This is a genomic window from Candidatus Phyllobacterium onerii, assembly GCF_028331445.1.
Lineage (GTDB): Bacteria > Pseudomonadota > Alphaproteobacteria > Rhizobiales > Rhizobiaceae > Phyllobacterium > Phyllobacterium onerii.
Genome location: NZ_JAQMHX010000002.1, coordinates 62,903 through 81,969, shown reverse-complemented (window position 1 = coordinate 81,969; position 19,067 = coordinate 62,903). Strand labels below are relative to the sequence as shown.

General features: G+C 57.0%; 18 protein-coding genes. 12 read left to right on the top strand and 6 right to left on the bottom strand.

Annotated features, from left to right (window positions below):
• Positions 1 to 2 precede the first annotated feature (2 nt).
• From PHA01_RS05990 to PHA01_RS05980, 3 genes are all read right to left on the bottom strand, one after another.
• Positions 3 to 359 carry an SRPBCC family protein gene (locus PHA01_RS05990; protein WP_271894019.1) on the bottom strand — a complete coding sequence of 119 codons (357 nt, stop codon included), beginning with the start codon at positions 357 to 359 and terminating at the stop codon, positions 3 to 5.
• Positions 356 to 670, bottom strand: coding sequence for an ArsR/SmtB family transcription factor (locus PHA01_RS05985; protein ID WP_271894018.1), 315 nt, complete (start codon positions 668 to 670; stop codon positions 356 to 358). Before PHA01_RS05985 ends, PHA01_RS05990 begins: the two co-directional genes overlap by 4 nt.
• A 72-nt stretch (positions 671 to 742) precedes the next feature.
• The gene (locus PHA01_RS05980) at positions 743 to 1,375 is read right to left on the bottom strand and encodes a GntR family transcriptional regulator (RefSeq protein WP_271894017.1); all 633 of its coding nucleotides are present in this window, start codon (positions 1,373 to 1,375) and stop codon (positions 743 to 745) included.
• 165 nt (positions 1,376 to 1,540) lie between these two features.
• Between PHA01_RS05980 and PHA01_RS05975 the strand changes: the two genes are divergently transcribed.
• From PHA01_RS05975 to PHA01_RS05930, 10 genes are all read left to right on the top strand, one after another.
• Positions 1,541 to 2,965: a M20 family metallopeptidase gene (locus tag PHA01_RS05975; RefSeq protein WP_271894016.1), complete on the top strand. Its 1,425-nt coding sequence runs from the start codon at positions 1,541 to 1,543 to the stop codon at positions 2,963 to 2,965.
• Complete coding sequence (locus PHA01_RS05970; protein ID WP_271894014.1) at positions 2,958 to 4,634, top strand: M28 family peptidase; 1,677 nt, start codon at positions 2,958 to 2,960, stop codon at positions 4,632 to 4,634. Before PHA01_RS05975 ends, PHA01_RS05970 begins: the two co-directional genes overlap by 8 nt.
• A gap of 66 nt (positions 4,635 to 4,700) precedes the next feature.
• The gene (locus PHA01_RS05965) at positions 4,701 to 5,552 is read left to right on the top strand and encodes a transporter substrate-binding domain-containing protein (RefSeq protein ID WP_271894013.1); all 852 of its coding nucleotides are present in this window, start codon (positions 4,701 to 4,703) and stop codon (positions 5,550 to 5,552) included.
• Positions 5,553 to 5,622: 70 nt separating this feature from the next.
• Positions 5,623 to 6,342, top strand: a complete 720-nt coding sequence (locus PHA01_RS05960) for an ABC transporter permease (RefSeq protein ID WP_271894011.1) — start codon at positions 5,623 to 5,625, stop codon at positions 6,340 to 6,342.
• Complete coding sequence (locus PHA01_RS05955) at positions 6,342 to 7,061, top strand: ABC transporter permease (protein ID WP_271894010.1); 720 nt, start codon at positions 6,342 to 6,344, stop codon at positions 7,059 to 7,061. The genes PHA01_RS05960 and PHA01_RS05955 overlap by 1 nt, the downstream gene beginning before the upstream one ends.
• Entirely contained in the window at positions 7,058 to 7,840 is a 783-nt protein-coding gene (locus PHA01_RS05950) for an ABC transporter ATP-binding protein (protein WP_271894009.1), read from the top strand. The genes PHA01_RS05955 and PHA01_RS05950 overlap by 4 nt, the downstream gene beginning before the upstream one ends.
• 38 nt (positions 7,841 to 7,878) lie before the next feature.
• Positions 7,879 to 8,733, top strand: coding sequence for a transporter substrate-binding domain-containing protein (locus PHA01_RS05945; protein WP_271894008.1), 855 nt, complete (start codon positions 7,879 to 7,881; stop codon positions 8,731 to 8,733).
• Between the two features lie 159 nt (positions 8,734 to 8,892).
• A complete protein-coding gene (locus PHA01_RS05940; protein WP_271894007.1) occupies positions 8,893 to 9,999 on the top strand; it encodes a siderophore-interacting protein in 1,107 nt (368 codons plus the stop codon).
• Positions 10,000 to 10,017: 18 nt separating this feature from the next.
• Positions 10,018 to 10,902 (top strand): helix-turn-helix domain-containing protein, encoded by an 885-nt coding sequence (locus tag PHA01_RS05935; protein ID WP_271894006.1) that lies wholly within the window; start codon positions 10,018 to 10,020, stop codon positions 10,900 to 10,902.
• A gap of 172 nt (positions 10,903 to 11,074) precedes the next feature.
• Positions 11,075 to 13,228: a TonB-dependent siderophore receptor gene (locus PHA01_RS05930; protein ID WP_271894005.1), complete on the top strand. Its 2,154-nt coding sequence runs from the start codon at positions 11,075 to 11,077 to the stop codon at positions 13,226 to 13,228.
• Positions 13,229 to 13,418: 190 nt separating this feature from the next.
• Here PHA01_RS05930 and PHA01_RS05925 read toward each other — a convergent pair whose 3' ends face one another.
• Entirely contained in the window at positions 13,419 to 14,075 is a 657-nt protein-coding gene (locus PHA01_RS05925) for a hypothetical protein (RefSeq protein WP_224510070.1), read from the bottom strand.
• A gap of 286 nt (positions 14,076 to 14,361) precedes the next feature.
• On the opposite strand from PHA01_RS05925, the gene PHA01_RS05920 reads away from it, so the two are divergent.
• Positions 14,362 to 14,799 carry a DUF2721 domain-containing protein gene (locus PHA01_RS05920; protein ID WP_271894004.1) on the top strand — a complete coding sequence of 146 codons (438 nt, stop codon included), beginning with the start codon at positions 14,362 to 14,364 and terminating at the stop codon, positions 14,797 to 14,799.
• Between the two features lie 111 nt (positions 14,800 to 14,910).
• A complete protein-coding gene (locus tag PHA01_RS05915; protein ID WP_271894423.1) occupies positions 14,911 to 15,666 on the top strand; it encodes a transporter in 756 nt (251 codons plus the stop codon).
• A 3-nt stretch (positions 15,667 to 15,669) separates the two neighbouring features.
• On the opposite strand, the gene PHA01_RS05910 is transcribed toward PHA01_RS05915, so the two are convergent.
• Both PHA01_RS05910 and PHA01_RS05905 read right to left on the bottom strand, forming a co-directional pair.
• The gene (locus tag PHA01_RS05910) at positions 15,670 to 17,970 is read right to left on the bottom strand and encodes a tetratricopeptide repeat protein (protein ID WP_271894003.1); all 2,301 of its coding nucleotides are present in this window, start codon (positions 17,968 to 17,970) and stop codon (positions 15,670 to 15,672) included.
• A 56-nt stretch (positions 17,971 to 18,026) separates the two neighbouring features.
• Positions 18,027 to 19,034, bottom strand: a complete 1,008-nt coding sequence (locus tag PHA01_RS05905) for an HAD family hydrolase (protein ID WP_271894421.1) — start codon at positions 19,032 to 19,034, stop codon at positions 18,027 to 18,029.
• Positions 19,035 to 19,067 lie beyond the last annotated feature (33 nt).

Here is a 19,067-nt window from a genome sequence, read left to right as displayed (position 1 = left end):
TTTTAGGCTGCTGCGCGCAGAGGTTTCTGGCAATTGCCGTTGGCGGCGCTCATCGCAAGTTCATGCACAATGCTGAAGGTGGTGCCGCCAGTACCATTCGCCCCGATTTGGAATGTAACGACACTAATGGCATCGTTGTCCCTGATTCTATAGCGCACGCGCGTATCAGGATCGGCGGAAATCAGATGGAGTTCGAAGGGTGGCTCCAGCGTAGTTTTCTCCGGAGCATCGTCCTTGCCCGGGGGTCGCTTCAGCCATTGCGACACATATTCCGGTACGGTCAAAGCTCGCCACACTTTAGATGGAGCAGCCTCCAGTTCATAAGTGAGATTTATGCTCGCATCGGTTTTGCGTGTCATTGATCCATCTCCTTGAGAAGCTGCTTCAGGTCATCCACACGGCCTGGCCAGAACGCATTGTAGCGGCTAAGCCATTGATGGATGCGCGCTACGCCATCGGGATTGATCCGATAGAGAACATTCCTGCCATGTTTCTGTTCTGCGATCAGTCCAGCCGTGCGCAGGACAGCCAGATGCTGCGACATGGCCGGCTGCGACAGGTCAAATCCCTGCCGCAAGTCCGTGGCGTTCATCTCGCCATCGGCCAGCCGTTCGAAGACGGCACGTCTTGTCGGGTCGGCCAGCGCCTTGAAAAATTCCGGTTCACTCATGCAAAATACATAAGCACAGACTTATATGATTTGCAACAGGGACAATATCAAAATGTGACAGAGCGCAGCCGTTTACATCTGCCTGATGTGCGTTACGGTCACACGTTTCAGTTCTTCGATATCCTTCGCTGCCAGAGCATCGATCATCTGGTGATGCTCCCGCGACGATTGTTCAATCCGTGCGCGTGTTTTCCACTGTGACACCGGCGCCGACGACGTCCTTTGGCGGATTTCGGTAACAAGGTTCACCAGTTCGCTGTTGCCGCAAAGCGCAAGCAATTCGCGGTGGAAGGCGAGATTGGCTTCGTAAAGTTCGATCATCGTTCCGTTCATGATGAGATCGTCAAAACGGTGTGCAAGGTCGCGGAGCTTTTTCGTCGTCAGTTCGGAGGCATTGGCAATGATCTTGTCCGCGACCGCCGTTTCAAGGATGACACGAATGTCGCTCACTTCCATTGCCTGGCGGCCATCGGGCTCGAACACGTGGTAACCGCGATTGGGAACATGTTCGACCAGACGTCTTTGTACCAGCCTGTCGAGTGCACGCCGCACTTCCGGTCTGGTGCTCTGGTAGCGCTGTTCGAGATCGATCTGTTTCAGCCACACGCCCGGAGCGAGCACGCCAGCAAGAATATCGTGCAGGATCAAATCGGTAACATCGACGACTTTGAGCTGTGACCTTGTTTTCGCTTTCGCTTCACTCATGCGTCTTTCCCCATATTCCATCGAAATGCATATCTCTTTAGGGCCGTTGTCCCTTACGAGATGTACGCCAGACAAATAATTTTACCCAGAGGTTGCGTAAAAAATATTTGAGTCTAAATTGGTTCCAATTTTGGTTACTATCATAAAACAGCCAATCGGGACATCATGAGAAATTCGGGAGAAGTCTGGGAAATCGTCGAAGCCAAGCGCGATGCGTTCTTTGAATTGAGCGATCGCATATGGGAGATGCCAGAGACGAACTACGAAGAATACCGCTCGTCGGAAGAGCACGCCCATCTGCTCGAAAAGGAAGGGTTTCGCGTCACCCGCGGTATCGCCAATCTGCCGACGGCAGTCATGGGTGAAGCAGGAGAAGGCGGACCAATCATCGCCATTCTCGGTGAATTCGACGCGCTCCCCGGTCTCAGCCAGGTTGCAGGACTGGCCGAAGAGCGGCCATTGGTCGAAGGCGGGAATGGCCATGGCTGTGGCCACAACCTTCTTGGGTCAGGATCGATGCTGGCGGCGGCTGCGGTCAAGGCCTATCTGGCGAAAAACCGACTGAAGGGGCGCGTACGTTACTACGGCTGTCCCGCTGAAGAGGGCGGCTCGTCCAAGGGCTTCATGGTGCGTGCCGGGGTGTTCGACGACGTCGACATTGCAATTTCCTGGCATCCAGCGGCCTTTGCCGGTGTGAACAATCCAATCTCGCTTGCCTGCAACGAAATCAATTTCCATTTCAGCGGCCGTGCGTCGCACGCCTCGGCAACGCCGCATCTGGGTCGCAGCGCTTTGGATGCTGTCGAATTGATGAATGTCGGTGTGAACTACATGCGTGAGCATATGCCATCGAGCGCACGTATCCACTATGCCGTTACCGACACGGGTGGCTCCGCACCGAATGTCGTTCAGGCCCGGGCAACGGTACGTTATCTGGTGCGGGCGCGTGACCTGCCCGAACTCAACAGCCTTGTTGCGCGGGTCAAGAAGGTCGCGGATGGCGCGGCTCTCATGACCGAAACCACCGTACGCAGCCGCATTATCAGTGGCGATGCCAATCTTGTCGGCAACACGCCGCTCGAAGCCTTGATGCATTCGCAGCTGGAGCGCCTCGGCCCGCCGGATTTCAACGAAGCCGATCATGCGACTGCGCGGAAATTTCAGGAAACGTTCTCGCAAGAGGACATCGTATCCTCCTACAAGCGGTTTAACGTCATGCCCAAGAAGGGCCAGGCGCTGTGTGACAGCATTTTCCCTCCCGAAAGCGGCGACGGATCAATCGTCGGCTCGACGGATGTAGGAACAGTGAGCTGGGTCGTCCCTACCGTGCAGATGCGCGGGGCGACCTATGCCATCGGCACCCCGGGACATTCATGGCAGCTGGTGGCCCAAGGCAAGCTTCCTGCGGCGCACAAGGGCATGGAACATGCGGCGAAAGTGATGGCCGCGACAGCCATCGAGCTCCTTGCCAACCCGAATTTCATCGAAGCCGCCAGGGCCGACCATCGGCAGCGTCTGGATGGGACGCCGTTCATCAATCCCATACCGGATGACGTCGAGCCGCCATTGCCGGAGAATACGGATGTCTGAGACAGGCGTTGAACCGGACACGGACAAACTGATGCACCATATTCGCGAGTTTTCGCGCAGAGTAAAACTGTCCGGTTCGGCTGAAGAACTTGAAAGCTTCCGCTATCTGCAAGCGCAGATGGAGGGGTATGGCTATAACACCCAGCTTGCCCAGCACGATGCCTTTATCAGCTTGCCGGGCAGGGCACGTGTCATTGTGGGTGGCAGGATGCTGCCCTGCATCACCCATTCGATGTCCGTTTCCACGCCTGGCGTTTCGGCTGAACTGGTCTACGTGGGCGAAGGCACAGCGGCAAAGTTCAGCGCTGCGAAAGTTTCCGGAAAAGTCGTCCTTGTCGATGGCATAGCGACTGAAGAGGTTGCTGCGCTTGCCAGCGCCGCCGGGGCGATCGGCCAGCTTCATATTAGTCCCAACGAACATCTCTACGAAATGTGTGTGTCACCTGTGTGGGGCAGCCCCTCACAGCATACACGCCCAAATCTCCCGTCAACGGTCATCTGTTCCATACCGAATGATGAAGGGGCGGAACTGCGCAGGCGCTGCGAACTGGGGGAGGCGGTCAATGTCTCCATGCAGACCGAGGTCGATACCGGCTGGCGCAAAACACCTCTGCTGGTCGCCGAATTGAGTTCCTTGGCCGCCCAAGCAGATGAGCCGTTTGTGCTTTTCTCGGGCCATCACGACACATGGCACTACGGCGTCATGGATAATGGCGGCGCCAATGCGACGATGCTGGAGGCTGCGCGCCTGCTGGCCGCTCATCGCGGCGAATGGCGCAGAGGGCTCCGCATCTGCTTCTGGTCGGGCCACTCGCATGGGCGCTATTCAGGTTCGGCATGGTATGCGGATGAGTACTGGAGCGAGCTGGAGCAGCGCTGTATCGCCCACGTCAATGTGGACTCGACGGGCGGTGACGGAGCAAGCGTACTCACCAATTCAGGTGTGGTCGATGAGTTGAAGGCAGTGGTTTTCGATGCAGTCGAAGCCATCAGCGGCCAGAAACATGTCGGGCGTCGCCATGGCCGGGCTGCTGACCAGTCTTTCTGGGGTATTGGCATTCCCTCGATGTTGGGAAGTCTCAGCCATCAGCCGCCGGGACCTGTGAAGATGCTGACGGCGCTCGGCTGGTGGTGGCATACGCCGCATGACACGATGGAGCATATCGATCCGAAGAACCTTGTTCGCGATACGAGTATCGTTCTTCGGGTTCTGCGACAGCTGCTGACGTCTCGTATCCTGCCTTATGATTATACGGCTTACGCCGGTGCTTTCTCTGACGAAATCGCGCACCTCGCGCAACAGCTCGGCGATAGGTTGGATATCAGCGCGCTCCAAACTGGTGTGTCAGCTCTCCGGGACAATGCGGCAAGCCTGCTTGCGACATCGAAGACCGTTACGGATGCGGAAGCCTTGCGGATCAATGCCGCGCTCATGCGCGCATCGCGGCGGCTTGTCCCGCTCAACTATACGACCGGCGAGCGCTTCCATCACGATTCAGCGTTGCCGCATCCGGCCTGGCCATCATTGGAGGGGATAAGGCAACTTGCGCGGCATCCGCAAGGTTCGGCCGAGCTGCCGTTTTATGTCGTGCACGCGCGTCAAACGCGCAATCGCATTTCCCATGCCTTGCGGGAAGCCAATGCGGAACTGGAGGCGGTGCTGATCTGAACGCGGCCTGACAACAGTGCGCGAAAAAAACGAGGCCTTGTGGCGTCCAAAATAAGGGGAATAAAGATGAAGAAGAAATTGCTGTTGGCCATCATAGCCGCCGCCTTGTCATGCACGGGTACGGCGGCAAACGCCAAGGACTGGACCCATGTCAAAGTGGGGATCGAAGGTGCCTTTCCGCCCTGGAACATGATTGACTCCGGGGGTAAATTGTCGGGCTTCGATGTCGACCTGATCCAGGACCTGTGCACGCGGGCCAAGGTCGAATGTGAGCTCATCACCGGCGAATGGACAAGCCTTATCCCCAGTCTGAACGCCGGGAAGTTCGATCTCGTCATGACGCTCGGCATCAACGAAAAGCGCAAGCAGGTCGTCGACTTCACGGTTCCCTATGCGAGCGGCGTTGCCAGTTTCCTCACTCTTAAAGATGGAACGGTTGCCGCGCTCCCCATGATAGGCACGCGCCTTAATCTTAACGATCATCCCAAGGCCGATCCTGTGATGGCCGAGATTGGCAAGGAGCTCAAGGGCAAGTCTGTTGGCGTTGTCGGCTCGACGAGCCAGGAACAGCTTATTCAATCCTATTTTGGCAATGCAGTTACGGTCCGCACCTATAAGAGTTCACCCGAACGCGATCTCGACCTGAAGGCAGGACGTATTGATGCGGGTTTCGACAGCGGCGTATACGCAACCTCGATGTTGGCCAAGCCAGGCAATGAGGATCTGCAGATGTCTGGCCCTCTTATCAAAGGCGCCATGCTTGCAACGGAAGTGGCGCTTGGCACGCGCAAGGGAGAGGCCGATCTTCGCGAAAAGTTCGATGCTGCGATCAAATCTGCTGCTGAGGCAGGCGTGATCAAGACGCTTTCAGAAAAGTGGAGCAAGCTCGATCTCACGCCAACTTTCAGCGGGAATTGAACGCGCAGTTTCAAGAGTAGGGCACAGATATGCCGTTCAATCGTCTTTGTGAAGCCGGATCGTGTGGGCCATGAACCAGCCGGATTTCCTTGACGTCATCAGCTTTGGACCGGGAGGGTGGGGTGCAGCTCTTCTCGCCGGAGCCTGGATGACGGTTCTCATCGCTATATCCGGTTTTCTGATCGGTTCGATCATTGGCACATTCGGCGCTTGGGCAAAGATATCCGGCGGCAGGACAATACGGGCGATCGCTGACGGATACACCACCGTACTGCGCGGCATTCCCGATCTTCTCGTCATCTACCTGTTCTATTTCGGCGGGAGTGCGGCGGTAACAGCGATCGGGCGTTTTTTCGGCTCGGAGGGGTTTATCGGTTTTCCCGGTTTTCTGGCCGGTGCTTTGGCGGTTGGCATCACGTCGGGCGCCCAGCAGACGGAGGTGTTTCGCGGGGCATTCAAGGCCGTGCACAAAGGTGAAATAGAAGCGGCTATCGCTTGCGGCATGTCGCGCGCGTTGCGGTTCAGGCGAATTATCGCACCATTGACGCTACGCCATGCGCTGCCCGGCATGGGAAATGTCTGGCAGGTCGTTTTGAAGGAATCGGCTCTCGTTTCGATTACGGGTGTGGCTGAATTGCTGCGGCAGGCCCAGGTGGGGGCCGGATCAACTGGAATGCCTTTCAACTTCTATGTCGTTGCCGGCGCGATTTACCTGACGATCTCGACCTTCTCCGGTGCGCTGCTGCAATGGTCCGAGCGCTACTTCTCACGCGGCGTCAGGAGGAACTGATGGATTGGACATTTACGCTTGAAACGTTCATCAGCCTGGTTGCGGCTATTCCACTGACGCTGCAACTCGCTGCCACGTCAATCCTGCTCGGCGCTTTTCTCGCCTTAGGTCTGGCACTGCTTCGGCTTTCCGGGGTCCGAGTTCTCGACTGGTTTGCCCGGTTCTACGTGTTCGTGTTTCGCGGCACGCCACTATTGGTGCAAATATTCCTCATCTATTACGGGCTCAGCCAGTTTCCGGCGGTGCGACACACCATGTTGTGGCCGATATTGCGCGAGCCCTACTGGTGCGCCGTCATCGCATTGACGCTGAACACCGCCGCCTATGCCAGTGAGATCATCCGCGGCGGGCTCGTGTCGGTTTCGCATGGCCAGATAGAAGCTGCGCGTGCGTGCGGCATGCCACGCTTTATGGTTTTCCGGCGGATTGTCCTGCCGCTTGCTATCCGGCAGGCATTGCCGGGATATGGCAACGAGATGATTTCCATGGTCAAGGCGACATCGCTTGCCTCGATCATTACACTGATGGAAGTCACCGGGGTTGCCGCGAAAATCATCTCGGAGACCTACCGCGCCATCGAGGTCTTCATCGTCGCTGGGGTGATTTACCTGACCATCAATTTCCTGCTCACGCGGCTGGTGCATGTCGTCGAATACATGTTGAGCCCGCATCTTCGCGCGCCGCGACTGCGGACCCCCGTTCAAGGAGAGAGCAAATGAACGCTCAAGTGCCTGCGACCACACCAATGGCGCTCGACGTCAAGGATCTGCACAAGAGTTTCGGCAATGTCGAAGTCCTGAAAGGGATTTCCTTACGCGCACGCGAAGGCGAAGTCGTCTCGATCCTCGGGTCTTCAGGTTCCGGCAAGTCGACCCTGCTCCGCTGCATCAACCTTCTCGAAGTGCCCGATTCCGGGGACGTAACGGTTGGCGACGAGACGATCCGCATGCAGCGCACGCGCGATGGCAAAAGCCGGCCGGCGGACCAGGCGCAGGTCGAACGTATTCGCTCACAGCTCGGCATGGTGTTCCAGAGCTTCAACTTGTGGTCGCACAAGACAATCCTGGAAAATGTCATCGAAGCGCCGATCCACGTGCAGAAGCGCCCGCGCAAAGAGTGCGTCGAAGAGGCTGAAGCCCTTCTTGCGAAGGTCGGCATCGCTGAAAAGCGCGATCACTATCCCTCGCATCTGTCGGGTGGCCAGCAGCAACGCGCTGCAATAGCGCGTGCCCTCGCCATGCGGCCGAAGGTTATGCTCTTCGACGAACCCACCTCGGCGCTCGATCCGGAGCTTGTCGGCGAAGTGCTGCGCGTCATGCGTGGTCTGGCCGAAGAGGGCCGCACCATGCTGGTGGTCACCCACGAAATGGGCTTTGCCCGCGATGTCTCAAGCCGCGTCGTCTTCCTGCACAAGGGCCTCGTCGAGGAGGACGGCCGGCCGGAACATGTTTTTGTCAACTCGAAATCCGAACGGTTCAAACAGTTTATCAAAGGCTGAATTGATCAGCCGCAATCCAAAAAGGGGAATACCTGGAAATGAAATATGCAATGCTCACCCTGAAAGCACTGCTGCTGTCGGCGTTGGTCTTTTCGTCCGCCGCCCACGCGGAAGCCAAGAAATGGACACAGATTACCATCGCTACGGAAGGGGCATTCAAGCCCTACAACTTCACCAAGCCCGACGGAACACTCGACGGTTACGAGATCGAGCTTTCGAAATATCTTTGCGATCACATGAAAGTCGAGTGCCGGATTGTCGTCCAGGACTTCGACGGGATGATCCCCGCGCTCAATGCCGGTAAATTCGATGCCATCATGTCGGGCATGTCGGCGACCGCCAAGCGTGAGCAGATCATCGACTTCAGCCAGTCCTACGGTTCCACCGGCCAAGCTTTCGCAACGTTGAAATCAAGCCCTTTGGCAGGCATGGAATTCAAGGGCGAAGTCTTCTCGTTGGCATCCAATGAGGCAGGTGCCATCAGCGCGTTGGAGAAGCTGAAGCCACTCCTGCAAGGCAAGACCATCGGCGTCCAGACCGCCTCGACAGGTGCGACCTTCGTCGAGAAATACTTGAAGGACGTTGTCGAGGTTCGTGAGTACAAGACCACCGAGCAGCACGACCTTGATCTCGCTGCAGGCCGTGTCGATCTCGTCATGGCCTCCATGGCCTATCTCACCACATCAGCCGCCAAGCCGGGCAATGAGGGGATGACTGTCGCTGGTCCGCGCTTTCAGGGCGGGTTCCTGGGCAAAGGCAGCTCTGTCGGTCTGCGCAAGAACGAGCCGGAACTGAAAGTGATGTTCGACAAGGCAATCGATGAAGCCAAGGCCGATGGCACGATTAAAACATTGTCGCAGAAGTGGTTTGGCTTCGACGTCACGCCACTCTGATCGAATGAAAATGCCGGGCACCAGGCGAATATGTTTGTGCCCGGCACTTTGAAGAGGCGAGTAAAACCATCGCCGTCATAAACATGACTTGATTTATCATATTATTACGATTAAGCACCCGATATCGCACCTTGGTGCAGTTTCTACACGGGGTTTGAGATGCCGGAAATCCGCTTGAGTGCGACCGCGCGTGTGATTGTGTCGACACCGGATCATTTTCTCAAGCGGCTGACAGATTACTTCTCCGAGCATGGCGATGTGTCGCTTGCCGCGCGCAAGGGGCGCATCGCTCTTCCGTTCGGCACAGCAACCATCGAGGCGGATGATGACAGCCTGTCGCTGCGGACCGAGGGTGAGGATGAAACCGGCCTTGCCTATATGAAGTACGCCATCGCCAACCAGATGCTGGAACTGGCGAATGGGGAAAAGCCCAGGATCGTCTGGGCGGGCGACTGTGCAGCGGGCGGGCAGCCGCCATTTTTCCGGGAAATGCACTTTGTCAGCGCCAGGAATATATCGCCGCAAATGCGGCGTGTGACACTTCAGGGAGAGAGGCTGGCGCGTTTTGCACGCGGCGGACTGCATGTCCATTTGCTGTTTCCGCCGAGAGGCGAAGATCGGCCACAATGGCCGGTGACCGGGGAAGACGGGCGCCCGGTCTGGCCTGAAGGCGCGCACAAGCTGGTCTCCCGCATCTATACGATCCGCAACATCGACGCGGACGCAGGCAAGGTGGATATCGACATCGTCCTTCATGAGGGGAACGCAACGCCGGGTTCAGACTGGGCCCTGAATGCCCGCCAAGGTGATCTGGTGGGCATGACGGGGCCGGGTGGCGGCGACGTGCCGGAGGCCGACTGGTATCTTCTGGCCGGAGATGAAACTGCGCTTCCGGCAATCGGCCGCATCCTGGCAAGGCTTCCATCGCTTGCAACGGCGGTGGTGCGTATCGAAGTGGACAATCCGCTCGAAGAGCAGCTTCTGCCATCTGGTGGCAATGTTGATCTTGTCTGGCTGCATCGTAATGGTCGTAAAGCGGGAACGACGACGCTGTTGCAGGATGCCGTCAAAGCGGTGCCGTTTCCGACCGCCGGAAAACGTGTGTTTGCCTGGGCTGGCTGCGAATTCGCGGCGTTCAAGGCTATTCGCAGCTATTTGCGGCATGAGCGGAAGCTTGAAAGGGAAAAACACCTGGTGGTGGCGTATTGGCGCCGCGGGTTTGACGGCGATAATGCCCGAAAACAGCAAGAGAAAACGGCTGGATAGCAGCACAAGAGGCAAGGGATGACATTTCATCCACGGATGAAGAGCCGGGTTGAAGGGGTCTCCGTTATCGGCGATCTGCGCTGGCGCTCGTGGCAGGGAGTTGTTGCCGATGTCTGGTCGGTCAATTGCGCGCCGGATGCAGCTGGAGAATATGTGTCTGAGGATCCGCGCCTGTTCGTGACGCTCGACAAGTCAGGTGATGGCAGCTTCGGCGTCGGGCTCAACGCCCATGCAAAGGGTTTTATCCGAAGCAGCGTGCCTTACCCAATGAGCTATATTCCTGCCGGCCTACCTGTATGGGGGCGGGTTCATGACATCCAGTATCTGCGTCATCTCGATATGCACTTTGACATCACCAGTTTCGAACGCCGCTTCATCGATGATCATATCGGTGAAAGATTGAAGCTACCCCGTCTGATGTTTTTCGACGAGCGTGTGGCAAAGCTCGCCAACTTGATTGCCGATGAATGTCTTAACGATGAACCGCTGCACGAACTCTATGGCGATGGACTAACCACGGCGCTTTTCGTCGCGCTCTTTCGCATCCAGCAAGGCAAGAAACGGCAACGCAGCCAGCTTTCGCCGCGACAGTTGCGGGCGGTCACACGCTATATCGAAGACAATTGCATGCGAAGCATCCGCCTCCATGAACTGGCGGAATTGACAGGCCTGTCGCAGTCCTACTTCAGCCACGCCTTCAAGGCCTCGACAGGCATTGCCCCGCATCAATGGCAGATAGGGGCCCGTATCAGGAAAGTGCAGGTGCTGCTGGAGAAGCCCGGATCGTCGCTGACGCGCGTAGCTACCGCTGCGGGTTTTTCGGATCAGGCGCATTTCACGCGCGTATTCAAGCGGGTGGTGGGCGTGACGCCGGCCGTCTGGCGGCGGGATCGGCAGTTGTAGCGCCGGACCACGTCGACAACCACGAAAACGGCCCAAAAAAGTTCAAAAGACAACAGAAACAATCAATCCCGAAATTTAAACTTGATATATGTACTCAACTTATATTCGAGCTCTCGGAGAGCGATTGCACGCGCTGCGTTCTGGCTCTGGGACACATGAGTAGGGGATTGTCATGAGTGGTGTCTATCGGTCGGCATTTGGTGCGCTGCTTGGCGGGACGGCGGCGTTTGTATTGCTGACGGCAACCGACACGCGTGCGCAGGACGCCAATGCGTCCATCCAGCTGGACCCGATCGTCATCGAAGGGGCCAATTCAGATGGCTCTGCAACCGGTCCGATCGATGGCTATGTGGCCCAGCGCTCGGCAACCGGCTCCAAGACAAATACCCCCATCGCGGAAATTCCGCAGGCTGTATCGGTTGTCGGCAGACAACAGATGGATGACCAGGGTGCGCAGAAAATCGACGAGGCCCTGCGCTATACCTCTGGCGTATTTGCCCAGCCCTTCGGCGTCGATAATGACACGAACTGGATCTACATCCGTGGATTCGATGCGACGCAGAAGGGGACATATCTCGATGGATTGCAGAATTTCAGCTTCGGCTTCGGCGGCTTCTTCATCGATACATTCGGCATTGAGCGCATCGATGTTCTGAAGGGACCTGCTGCAGTGCTTTATGGCGGCAGCAATCCCGGAGGCATCGTCAACTACATCAGCAAGCGTCCGACCGGCGAACGTCTGCGTTATGTCGAAACCGGGATCAACAGCTATGGCAACGGCTACCTTGGTTTCGACATCGGTGACAAGGCATCCGACGTGGTCGATTATCGCATCAACGGCAAAATATCCGGCGGTGACAACTATACCGATTTTTCAAAGGATTTCCTTGGGGTCATTTCGCCCAGTATCACCTGGAAGCCGGATGATGTGACGAAGTTCACCATTCTTGCCAACTACACGCATCTCGACCTTACCCATGACGGTGGCAGCTTCCTGCCCTATTATGGAACTGTAGTCGACGCGCCCTTCGGCAAGATCGATCGCAAGGCAAATTTCACGGAGCCGTCGATCGACGACTATAACCGCGAGCAAGCCTCCATCGGCTATGAACTGGAACACACTTTCGACAATGACTGGACTGTGCGGCAGAACCTTCGCTATGGCTACAGCGGCGTGCGCGAACACAATCTATATCCATTTGGATACGATGCCTTCTCCGCGCAGCCGATCGACGGCAATTACGATCTCTCGCGCATCAATTTCATGCACGATACGACGGTCAATTCGTTCGTGGTCGACAATCAGCTTGTGGGCCAGGTCACGACCGGTGCCATCGAGCACACGCTCCTGTTTGGTGCGGAATACAAGTTCTTCGACATCGATCAGATCCAGGCAACCGGCGCATCAACGCCCATCAGCGCAGTCGACCCCGTTTATGGCGTGCCTCAAGGTCCCATGTTCGCGCCTTACATCGACCAGGTCGTCAAGCGCCATCAGATCGGGGTTTACGCGCAAGACCAGCTGCGCTTTGGCGATGGCTGGCTCGTCACGTTGAACGGCCGCTACGATTATGTGACGACGGACGCACAAGGCACGCCAGAATATGACGGGCATGATGGCCAGGCCAGCGGCAGGGCAGGTATCGCCTATGAATTCGACAATGGGATCACGCCCTATGCGAGCGTCGCGACATTCTTCAGTCCGGAGATCGGGGTCGACAGCAATCTTGCGTTTTTAAAGCCTGAAACCGGCCAGCAATACGAAGTCGGCGTAAAATACCAGCCGACAAGCTTTGACGGTCTCATCACGGCTTCGCTGTTCGATTTGACGAAGCAGAACGTGCTCACTGGCCCGTTTAACGCGCAATTCCAGGTCGGCGAGGTCAACTCCCGTGGCTTCGAAATCGAGGCACAAGCGAACATCACTGAAGCCTGGAGGCTGACGGCCGCCTTTACTGCTCTCGACTTGAAAGTGAAGGAAGACGCCGACGAGGCACTGATCGGCAAGCAGCCCTATTTGATCCCCGAAGTACAGGCCTCGCTCTTTGCCCAGTACACTGTTCTCGATGGCGCGCTTGAAGGCCTCGCACTTGGTGGCGGTGTACGTTATGTCGGGTCTAGCTATGCCGACCAGTTGAATACGTTGAAGGTTCCCGATGTGGCATTGGTGGATCTGAAACTCGGCTACAAGAAGAACAATTGGGGTGTTGATCTGAACGTCACCAACCTGTTCGACAAGGACTATGTATCGGGCTGCCAGGGTGTTTACGTTTGTTCCTATGGTGAAGGACGCAAGGCGTTGCTGAAAGCCCATCTAACCTGGTAGCAGGTGGCGTCGTACCCGGAGAAAACTCGACTGGCCTGAATTCGATTATCTGTTAAACTTTCTGCAGAACTGTTGGCGCCTCTGCTGTTGATTTTTCCGCTTAGCTTGCGTCAGGTTGAAAAGATGCTGCTCGAGCGCTTGCACCTCGCGCTCTCCATGGGGCGGTTCTTGTTTTCTGTGTTTGGCCGTTCTACGGGATGGCGTTGACCGCGCGAGCGGCGACGATGACAAGCGTCAACAGCGAGATCGTGCTCTCCAACATCATCAGCATCTTTGCACGTCTCGTAAGCGGAAGTACATCGGTTGGACTGAATGCCGTCGCCGTATTGTATCCGAGAAAAAGGTAGTCGAGGAACAATGGTTGCCAGTCGGGTAAGGCAACTTCGGGTGCTGTCGCCTGCGGAAAGAGCCAATCCGGCTTTGTTGTTGTGCCGCTCGCTCGCGAGGATGGCCCGCCGCGATCGATTTGCCAATAAAGCAATGAGAAGGTCAAAACATTGGCGATCCAGATTGCAAGCGATGAGGAGAGCAGTGAGACGGCGCGGGTTTCCGGTGGATGAAGCGTGATGATGCCGATCATGTCCGCCAACTCCGCTGCCGTGTTGGCGACGTAGGCCGCGCCAAGAAGCATGATCGCGGTCCGCTCAATGCGCGTCCACGACGTGTTTGCAGTGAGTGTGACCACAATCATGGGCACGATCACCACAAGCGCAACGCCGTAGGAAACCCACACCGGCATCGCCCGCACATGTTGGGGCAGCACCGCAAAAAGACCGAGCACGACCAGTATCGCGAGCGCAGGAGCCCAGCGGGGCTCGTCGCGGATGGTTTGGCCCGGGTCGTTCATGATCGAACGTCCGTGATGGCACTTTGATTCAATCGCGCATCGCATTCGGGCTTACAACCGAATGCTCGCGGGCGCTCACCAGCGAGAAGATCGAGTGTCATTCTTGTTTCCCCACCCGGAGATCCAACGAGAACCTACTTCGTTCCACAGGATCACATCCCAGCCTAGTCCTGTGGGGTCGCCGTCACAAGGCCCTTAGCGGCAAGTGCGTTTGCTGAAATCATCTATTGGTGGCATGCTCGGCGTTGATCAGTTCCGCTCCGCAACATAGTAGACAAGCGCGAAAATGCCGTTCGAGATTTCCGCCAACGTCGAACAACTTTCGACAATGATTTCTCATGCTGTGGCTCCGGCATTTCTGCTGGCCTCAATTGCAGCTTTCGTGTCCATCCTGATCAATCGGATGACGGGGATAACCGACCGGATCCGGAACCTCAATCAGATCGCCGATGACGACGCTGCGCGGGTGTGGCTTAAGGACGACGTCGCCCGTCTGAAACGCCGCGAAATCCTGTTGAATCAATCCCTGCAGATGGCGGTGATCGGCGGAATCGGGATCACAGTGCTGCTGTTGGTTGGTTTTGTGGTTGCCTTTTTGGGTTATCGCCATGAACCCGGAGCAGCTATCCTGTTTATCGGGTCCTTGTGCTTTCTGGTGGTTGCTCTGTTCCGATTCCTGCAGGACGTAAGGATTGCCCTGAGCGAACTTGACCATCATCATTGAGTGTTGTTGGCGCGCACGGTCGAATAATGTTATGATATCGCAGGGGGAATTTACATGGACATCTTCAGGAACTGGCTTTCCATCCCGGTCGCTGCAGTCACGCTGCTAGGGATGAATTGTGGCGCTTGGGCACAGGACTCAAGCGAAGACCTCGCCAAGAAATTGTCAAATCCCATTGCCTCGCTGATCAGTGTGCCGTTTCAGTTCAATTACGACAATGGGTACGGTCCGAATGATGGCGAGAAGTATTATGTCAACGTTCAGCCCGTCATACCGTTCACATTGAACGAGAACTGGAACGTCATCTCGCGAACCATTTTGCCGATCGCCTGGCAGGATGATATCGCCGGACCATCTGGCGATCAGTTCGGTTTGGGGGATATCACCCAAAGCCTGTTCTTCTCGCCGAAGAAGCCAACCGCTTCCGGCATCATCTGGGGCGTTGGTCCAGTCTTTCTTTTGCCGACTGCTACCGACGATTTGCTTGGCGGTGAAAAGTGGGGCGCTGGGCCTACCGCCGTTGTCCTCAAACAGGATGGCCCATGGACCATTGGTGCGCTGACAAACCACATCTGGTCATTCGCGGGTGATGATGATCGTGAGGACATAAACGCCACCTTCGTGCAGCCGTTCATTTCCTACACCACACCAAAGGCCTGGACTTTTGCTCTCAACACCGAAAGCACCTACAATTGGCAGACCGAAGATTGGTCCGTCCCGATTAACTTCGTGGTGTCCAAGCTCGTGAAGGTCAACAAGCAGCCGATTCAACTTTCGGCTGGTGTCCGCTATTGGGCCGATAGCCCGGACAATGGACCGGATGGATTCGGCGCGCGACTGGCGATCACGTTTCTCTTTCCGAAATGACGCTTACTTGCCGCCTGTTGCCGCGCGCAACTGCCGAATGAGTTCGGCCAGTTGTGGATCATCCAGCCGCTGTCGTGCCAGCGCTTCGGCATATTTCAACGTTTCCGGGTAGCGGCGAAGCTTCAGTCCATACTGGATGGCCGCGCCGAGAAGACTGGCGTCGGTTTCACCTCCTGCAACCGCAACATCGAGCACCGTGAGAGCATCCTCGGTGCGCCCGGCGGAATCGAGCGCAATGGCAAGCGTTGTCTTGTACCGGCTGTTGCCGGGATCAAGCCGGACAGCCTCGTCCAGCTCCCGGATTGCTTCTGGCAGCGCTTTTTGGCGAACGAGTGACAGAGCGTGTCCATAGCGAAGATCGGCCTGATCGGGTGATACTGCGATCGCTTTTGCGTAGGCCTGTTCCGACTTTTCGTTCTGTCCTGTCGCCCGGTAAAGTTCGGCAAGGTTGACGCGAGCACCGGAGAGACCCGGATCGAGAGCGATCGCCTGGCGGAATGCTTTTTCGGCCTCGCCAGCGCGTTGCTGACCGAACAGAAAGGTCCCAAAATTGTTCTGGGTCTCGGCGACGTCTGCATTGGCCTCAACATAGGCACGCAGGTCTTGGACCGCGGCGTCGAAGTTCTTTCTCGCGTCACCCAGCAGACCGAGCGAGGGAGTGCTGCCGAGAGCGGTAACAGCCGCCACGCGCACGGCGCGTGTGTCGTCGGCAAGGAGGCGCCCAATCGCATCCAGCCGGTGTTCGGGTGGCAGATTGGCGCCGCCCTCTGCGGCCCCGAGCCGGACGAGTGGATCCGGGTCCTCCGCTGCCGCCTTTACATCAGCTGCGATGTCTATCCCGTCGACGCGGCTCATGGCGGCAACCGCGCTGCCCCGGACAATGCCCGCCTGTTCACGGTTTGCAACGATCTTTCGCAACACATCGATTGACGCGGGATCGTTCTGTGCCGCGCCGGCAAATGCATGCGCCGGCGTCGGACGCTCACGCCAGGCCTTGCCATACCATTTGTCCATGGTGTCGCCTGCCCAGGCGTTGGTTTTGCCCTCATGGCATGTCGTGCAGGCATTCGGCGTACCATAGGCTGCCGACAGGTCAGGACGCGGAATGACGAAGGAGTGGTCGCGCCGTGGGTCGACCTTCATATAGGTACGCTCGGGCATATGGCAATTCGAACACTGCGCTCCCGTGGTCGCCACGGGATGGTGCGTATGGGCAGGAGTGTCGAAGTCGCCGCCCGGATTGAATTTTGCAAAGCGCTCCGGTGCCACTTTCGTATGGCATTGCGTACACAGGGCATTGCCCTGTGCTTTAAGGACAGCTTCATGCTGGGTGTGGCAGTCGAGACAGGTGACGCCTGCTCTTGCCATCTTGCTCTGCTGGAAGGAGCCGTATTCGAATACCTCATCGAGAATTTGCCCGTCAGGAAAATAAAGGTCCGGACGCAGCAGCGCGGGGGAGAAATAGTCGAGGAAGGGCTTTCCGGGCTGATAGCCGTCAAGAAGCTTGGTCCGCCTTGCGTGGCAGGCAAAGCAGGCACTCGCATCGACCTTGGATAGTCCAAGATTTGAGGGAGTGGACATCTTGCCATCTCGGGATTTTTCCTCGGCCCAGGCGACGTGTTTTGCGCCGGCGCCGTGACAAGACTGACAGCCGATGCTCGTGGCGACATAGGACGATTTATATGCGTTTGTCTCCGGCTGGAAATTGGCCCGGGGATCGGTTGAGTGGCAGTCGATGCAGGTGCGGTTCCAGCGGTAGAACGGCCCCGTCCAATGAAATGTGGATCCCGGTTTTGCCGGCTTGGCTTCGCCGAGCCAGAACCATTGCTGTTTTTCGGTATCCCATGCAAGGTCGAGAGCCTGCAGCCTGCCACCGCCGATGTCGGCAAGATATTGCTGAAGCGGTTCATAGGCAAAAGTGTATTTTACTTCAAATTCTGCCTGCTTGCCGTCCGGTCCCTCGGTGCGAACGAAGAAGCGTTTGTCTTGCCGAAAGAACGTTGAAACAAGGCCATTGTGTTCGAAGCTGATATTGTTGAAATTTGCCCGCACCGACTTGTCACTGGCGACGGCCATCGCCTTGGCGTGGTTCGATTTGGCGAATGCTGCGGCCTCGTTGACGTGGCAGGATGTGCATGTGTTCTCGTCTACGAATCCCTCATGTACTGAGATCAGGGGATCAGTACCGGAAGCCGGAATATTCTCGGCGGCAACGGCCTGCCCGGCGAATGCGAGCAGAAAGCAAAGCGAAGGGACCGTCCAAAGCGCGATAGGCGAACGAGCACGCAGCCGGATGTTTCGCATTACAGTCAGCACAACTTTACCCGCACCTGCATCCCATCGTCACCCGGCTGTCCGTCCTATTTTGCAGGAAAGATCTGCTTCCAGTCGGCCTTCATGTCGACAACGGTCCACTGGTTGACGGCGGCCGCATCGAGCGCCGTATCGAGGCGCCCGAACTCCGTATTCCGGTCGTAGGCATATTCGCGTTCGGCATCCGTGTGGTGGACGATCAACCCGAATCCCGGTTTTTCGCCTAAAGTCGTCCACTGCAGCATCTCGAGGTCGCCATCGGAATTTCCGAACGCCGCGATGGGACGGCGACCGATGTGCTGATTGATTCCGACCGGTTTGCCGGCTTTGTCATCGATGAAGTTGACTTGCGGCAGCCGCATCAGGGTCGGTGAGCCGTCCTTCATCTCGAACTGCGTCTTGATCGATGAACCGACGACCTGTTCGGGGGGAACACCATAGACTTTCTCTGTCCATGGCCGCATGAACTCGATGCCGCCGCCGGATACGATGAAGGTCTTAAAGCCATTGGCGCGCAGATAAGCGAGCAGTTCGAGCATCGGCTGGTAAACAAGCTCGGTGTAAGGTTTCTTGAACCGCGGGTCGCGCGCGGTTGCCATCCAGTCGGTCACGATCGTTTGAAACTCTTCGGCCGTCATTCCGGCGTGAGTGGTCATGAGAAGTTCCACCAGGCCCTTTTCTCCGAGGGCAGCCAGCGTCTTCATATCACTCTCGAGCACCGCCTTGAATGGTTGTGTGTCCTTCCATTCGGGGTGGGATGCGGCTTCGGCCTTTACGCGGTCGATGACGAAGGCGAGCTGAACGTACATCGGATGCTCGGTCCACAATGTGCCGTCATTGTCGAACACGGCGATACGCTCCGGCTCGGCGACGAAGTCGGTTGAGCCTTCCTTGGTCACCTTCTCGACAAAGGCGACGATGGCCGCCTTTGGTGCGGTGTCGTTCCATGACGGAAGCGGATCGTTTTGCGCCCAGGCCGGGACAGCGACAAGAAGGATGGCCGCGATGCCCAGCGCTGCAGCGCAGCCAATTTTGGCAAGATGAGCTTTGAACATGATGAAATCCTCCAATGCCATCTACGCGTGTCC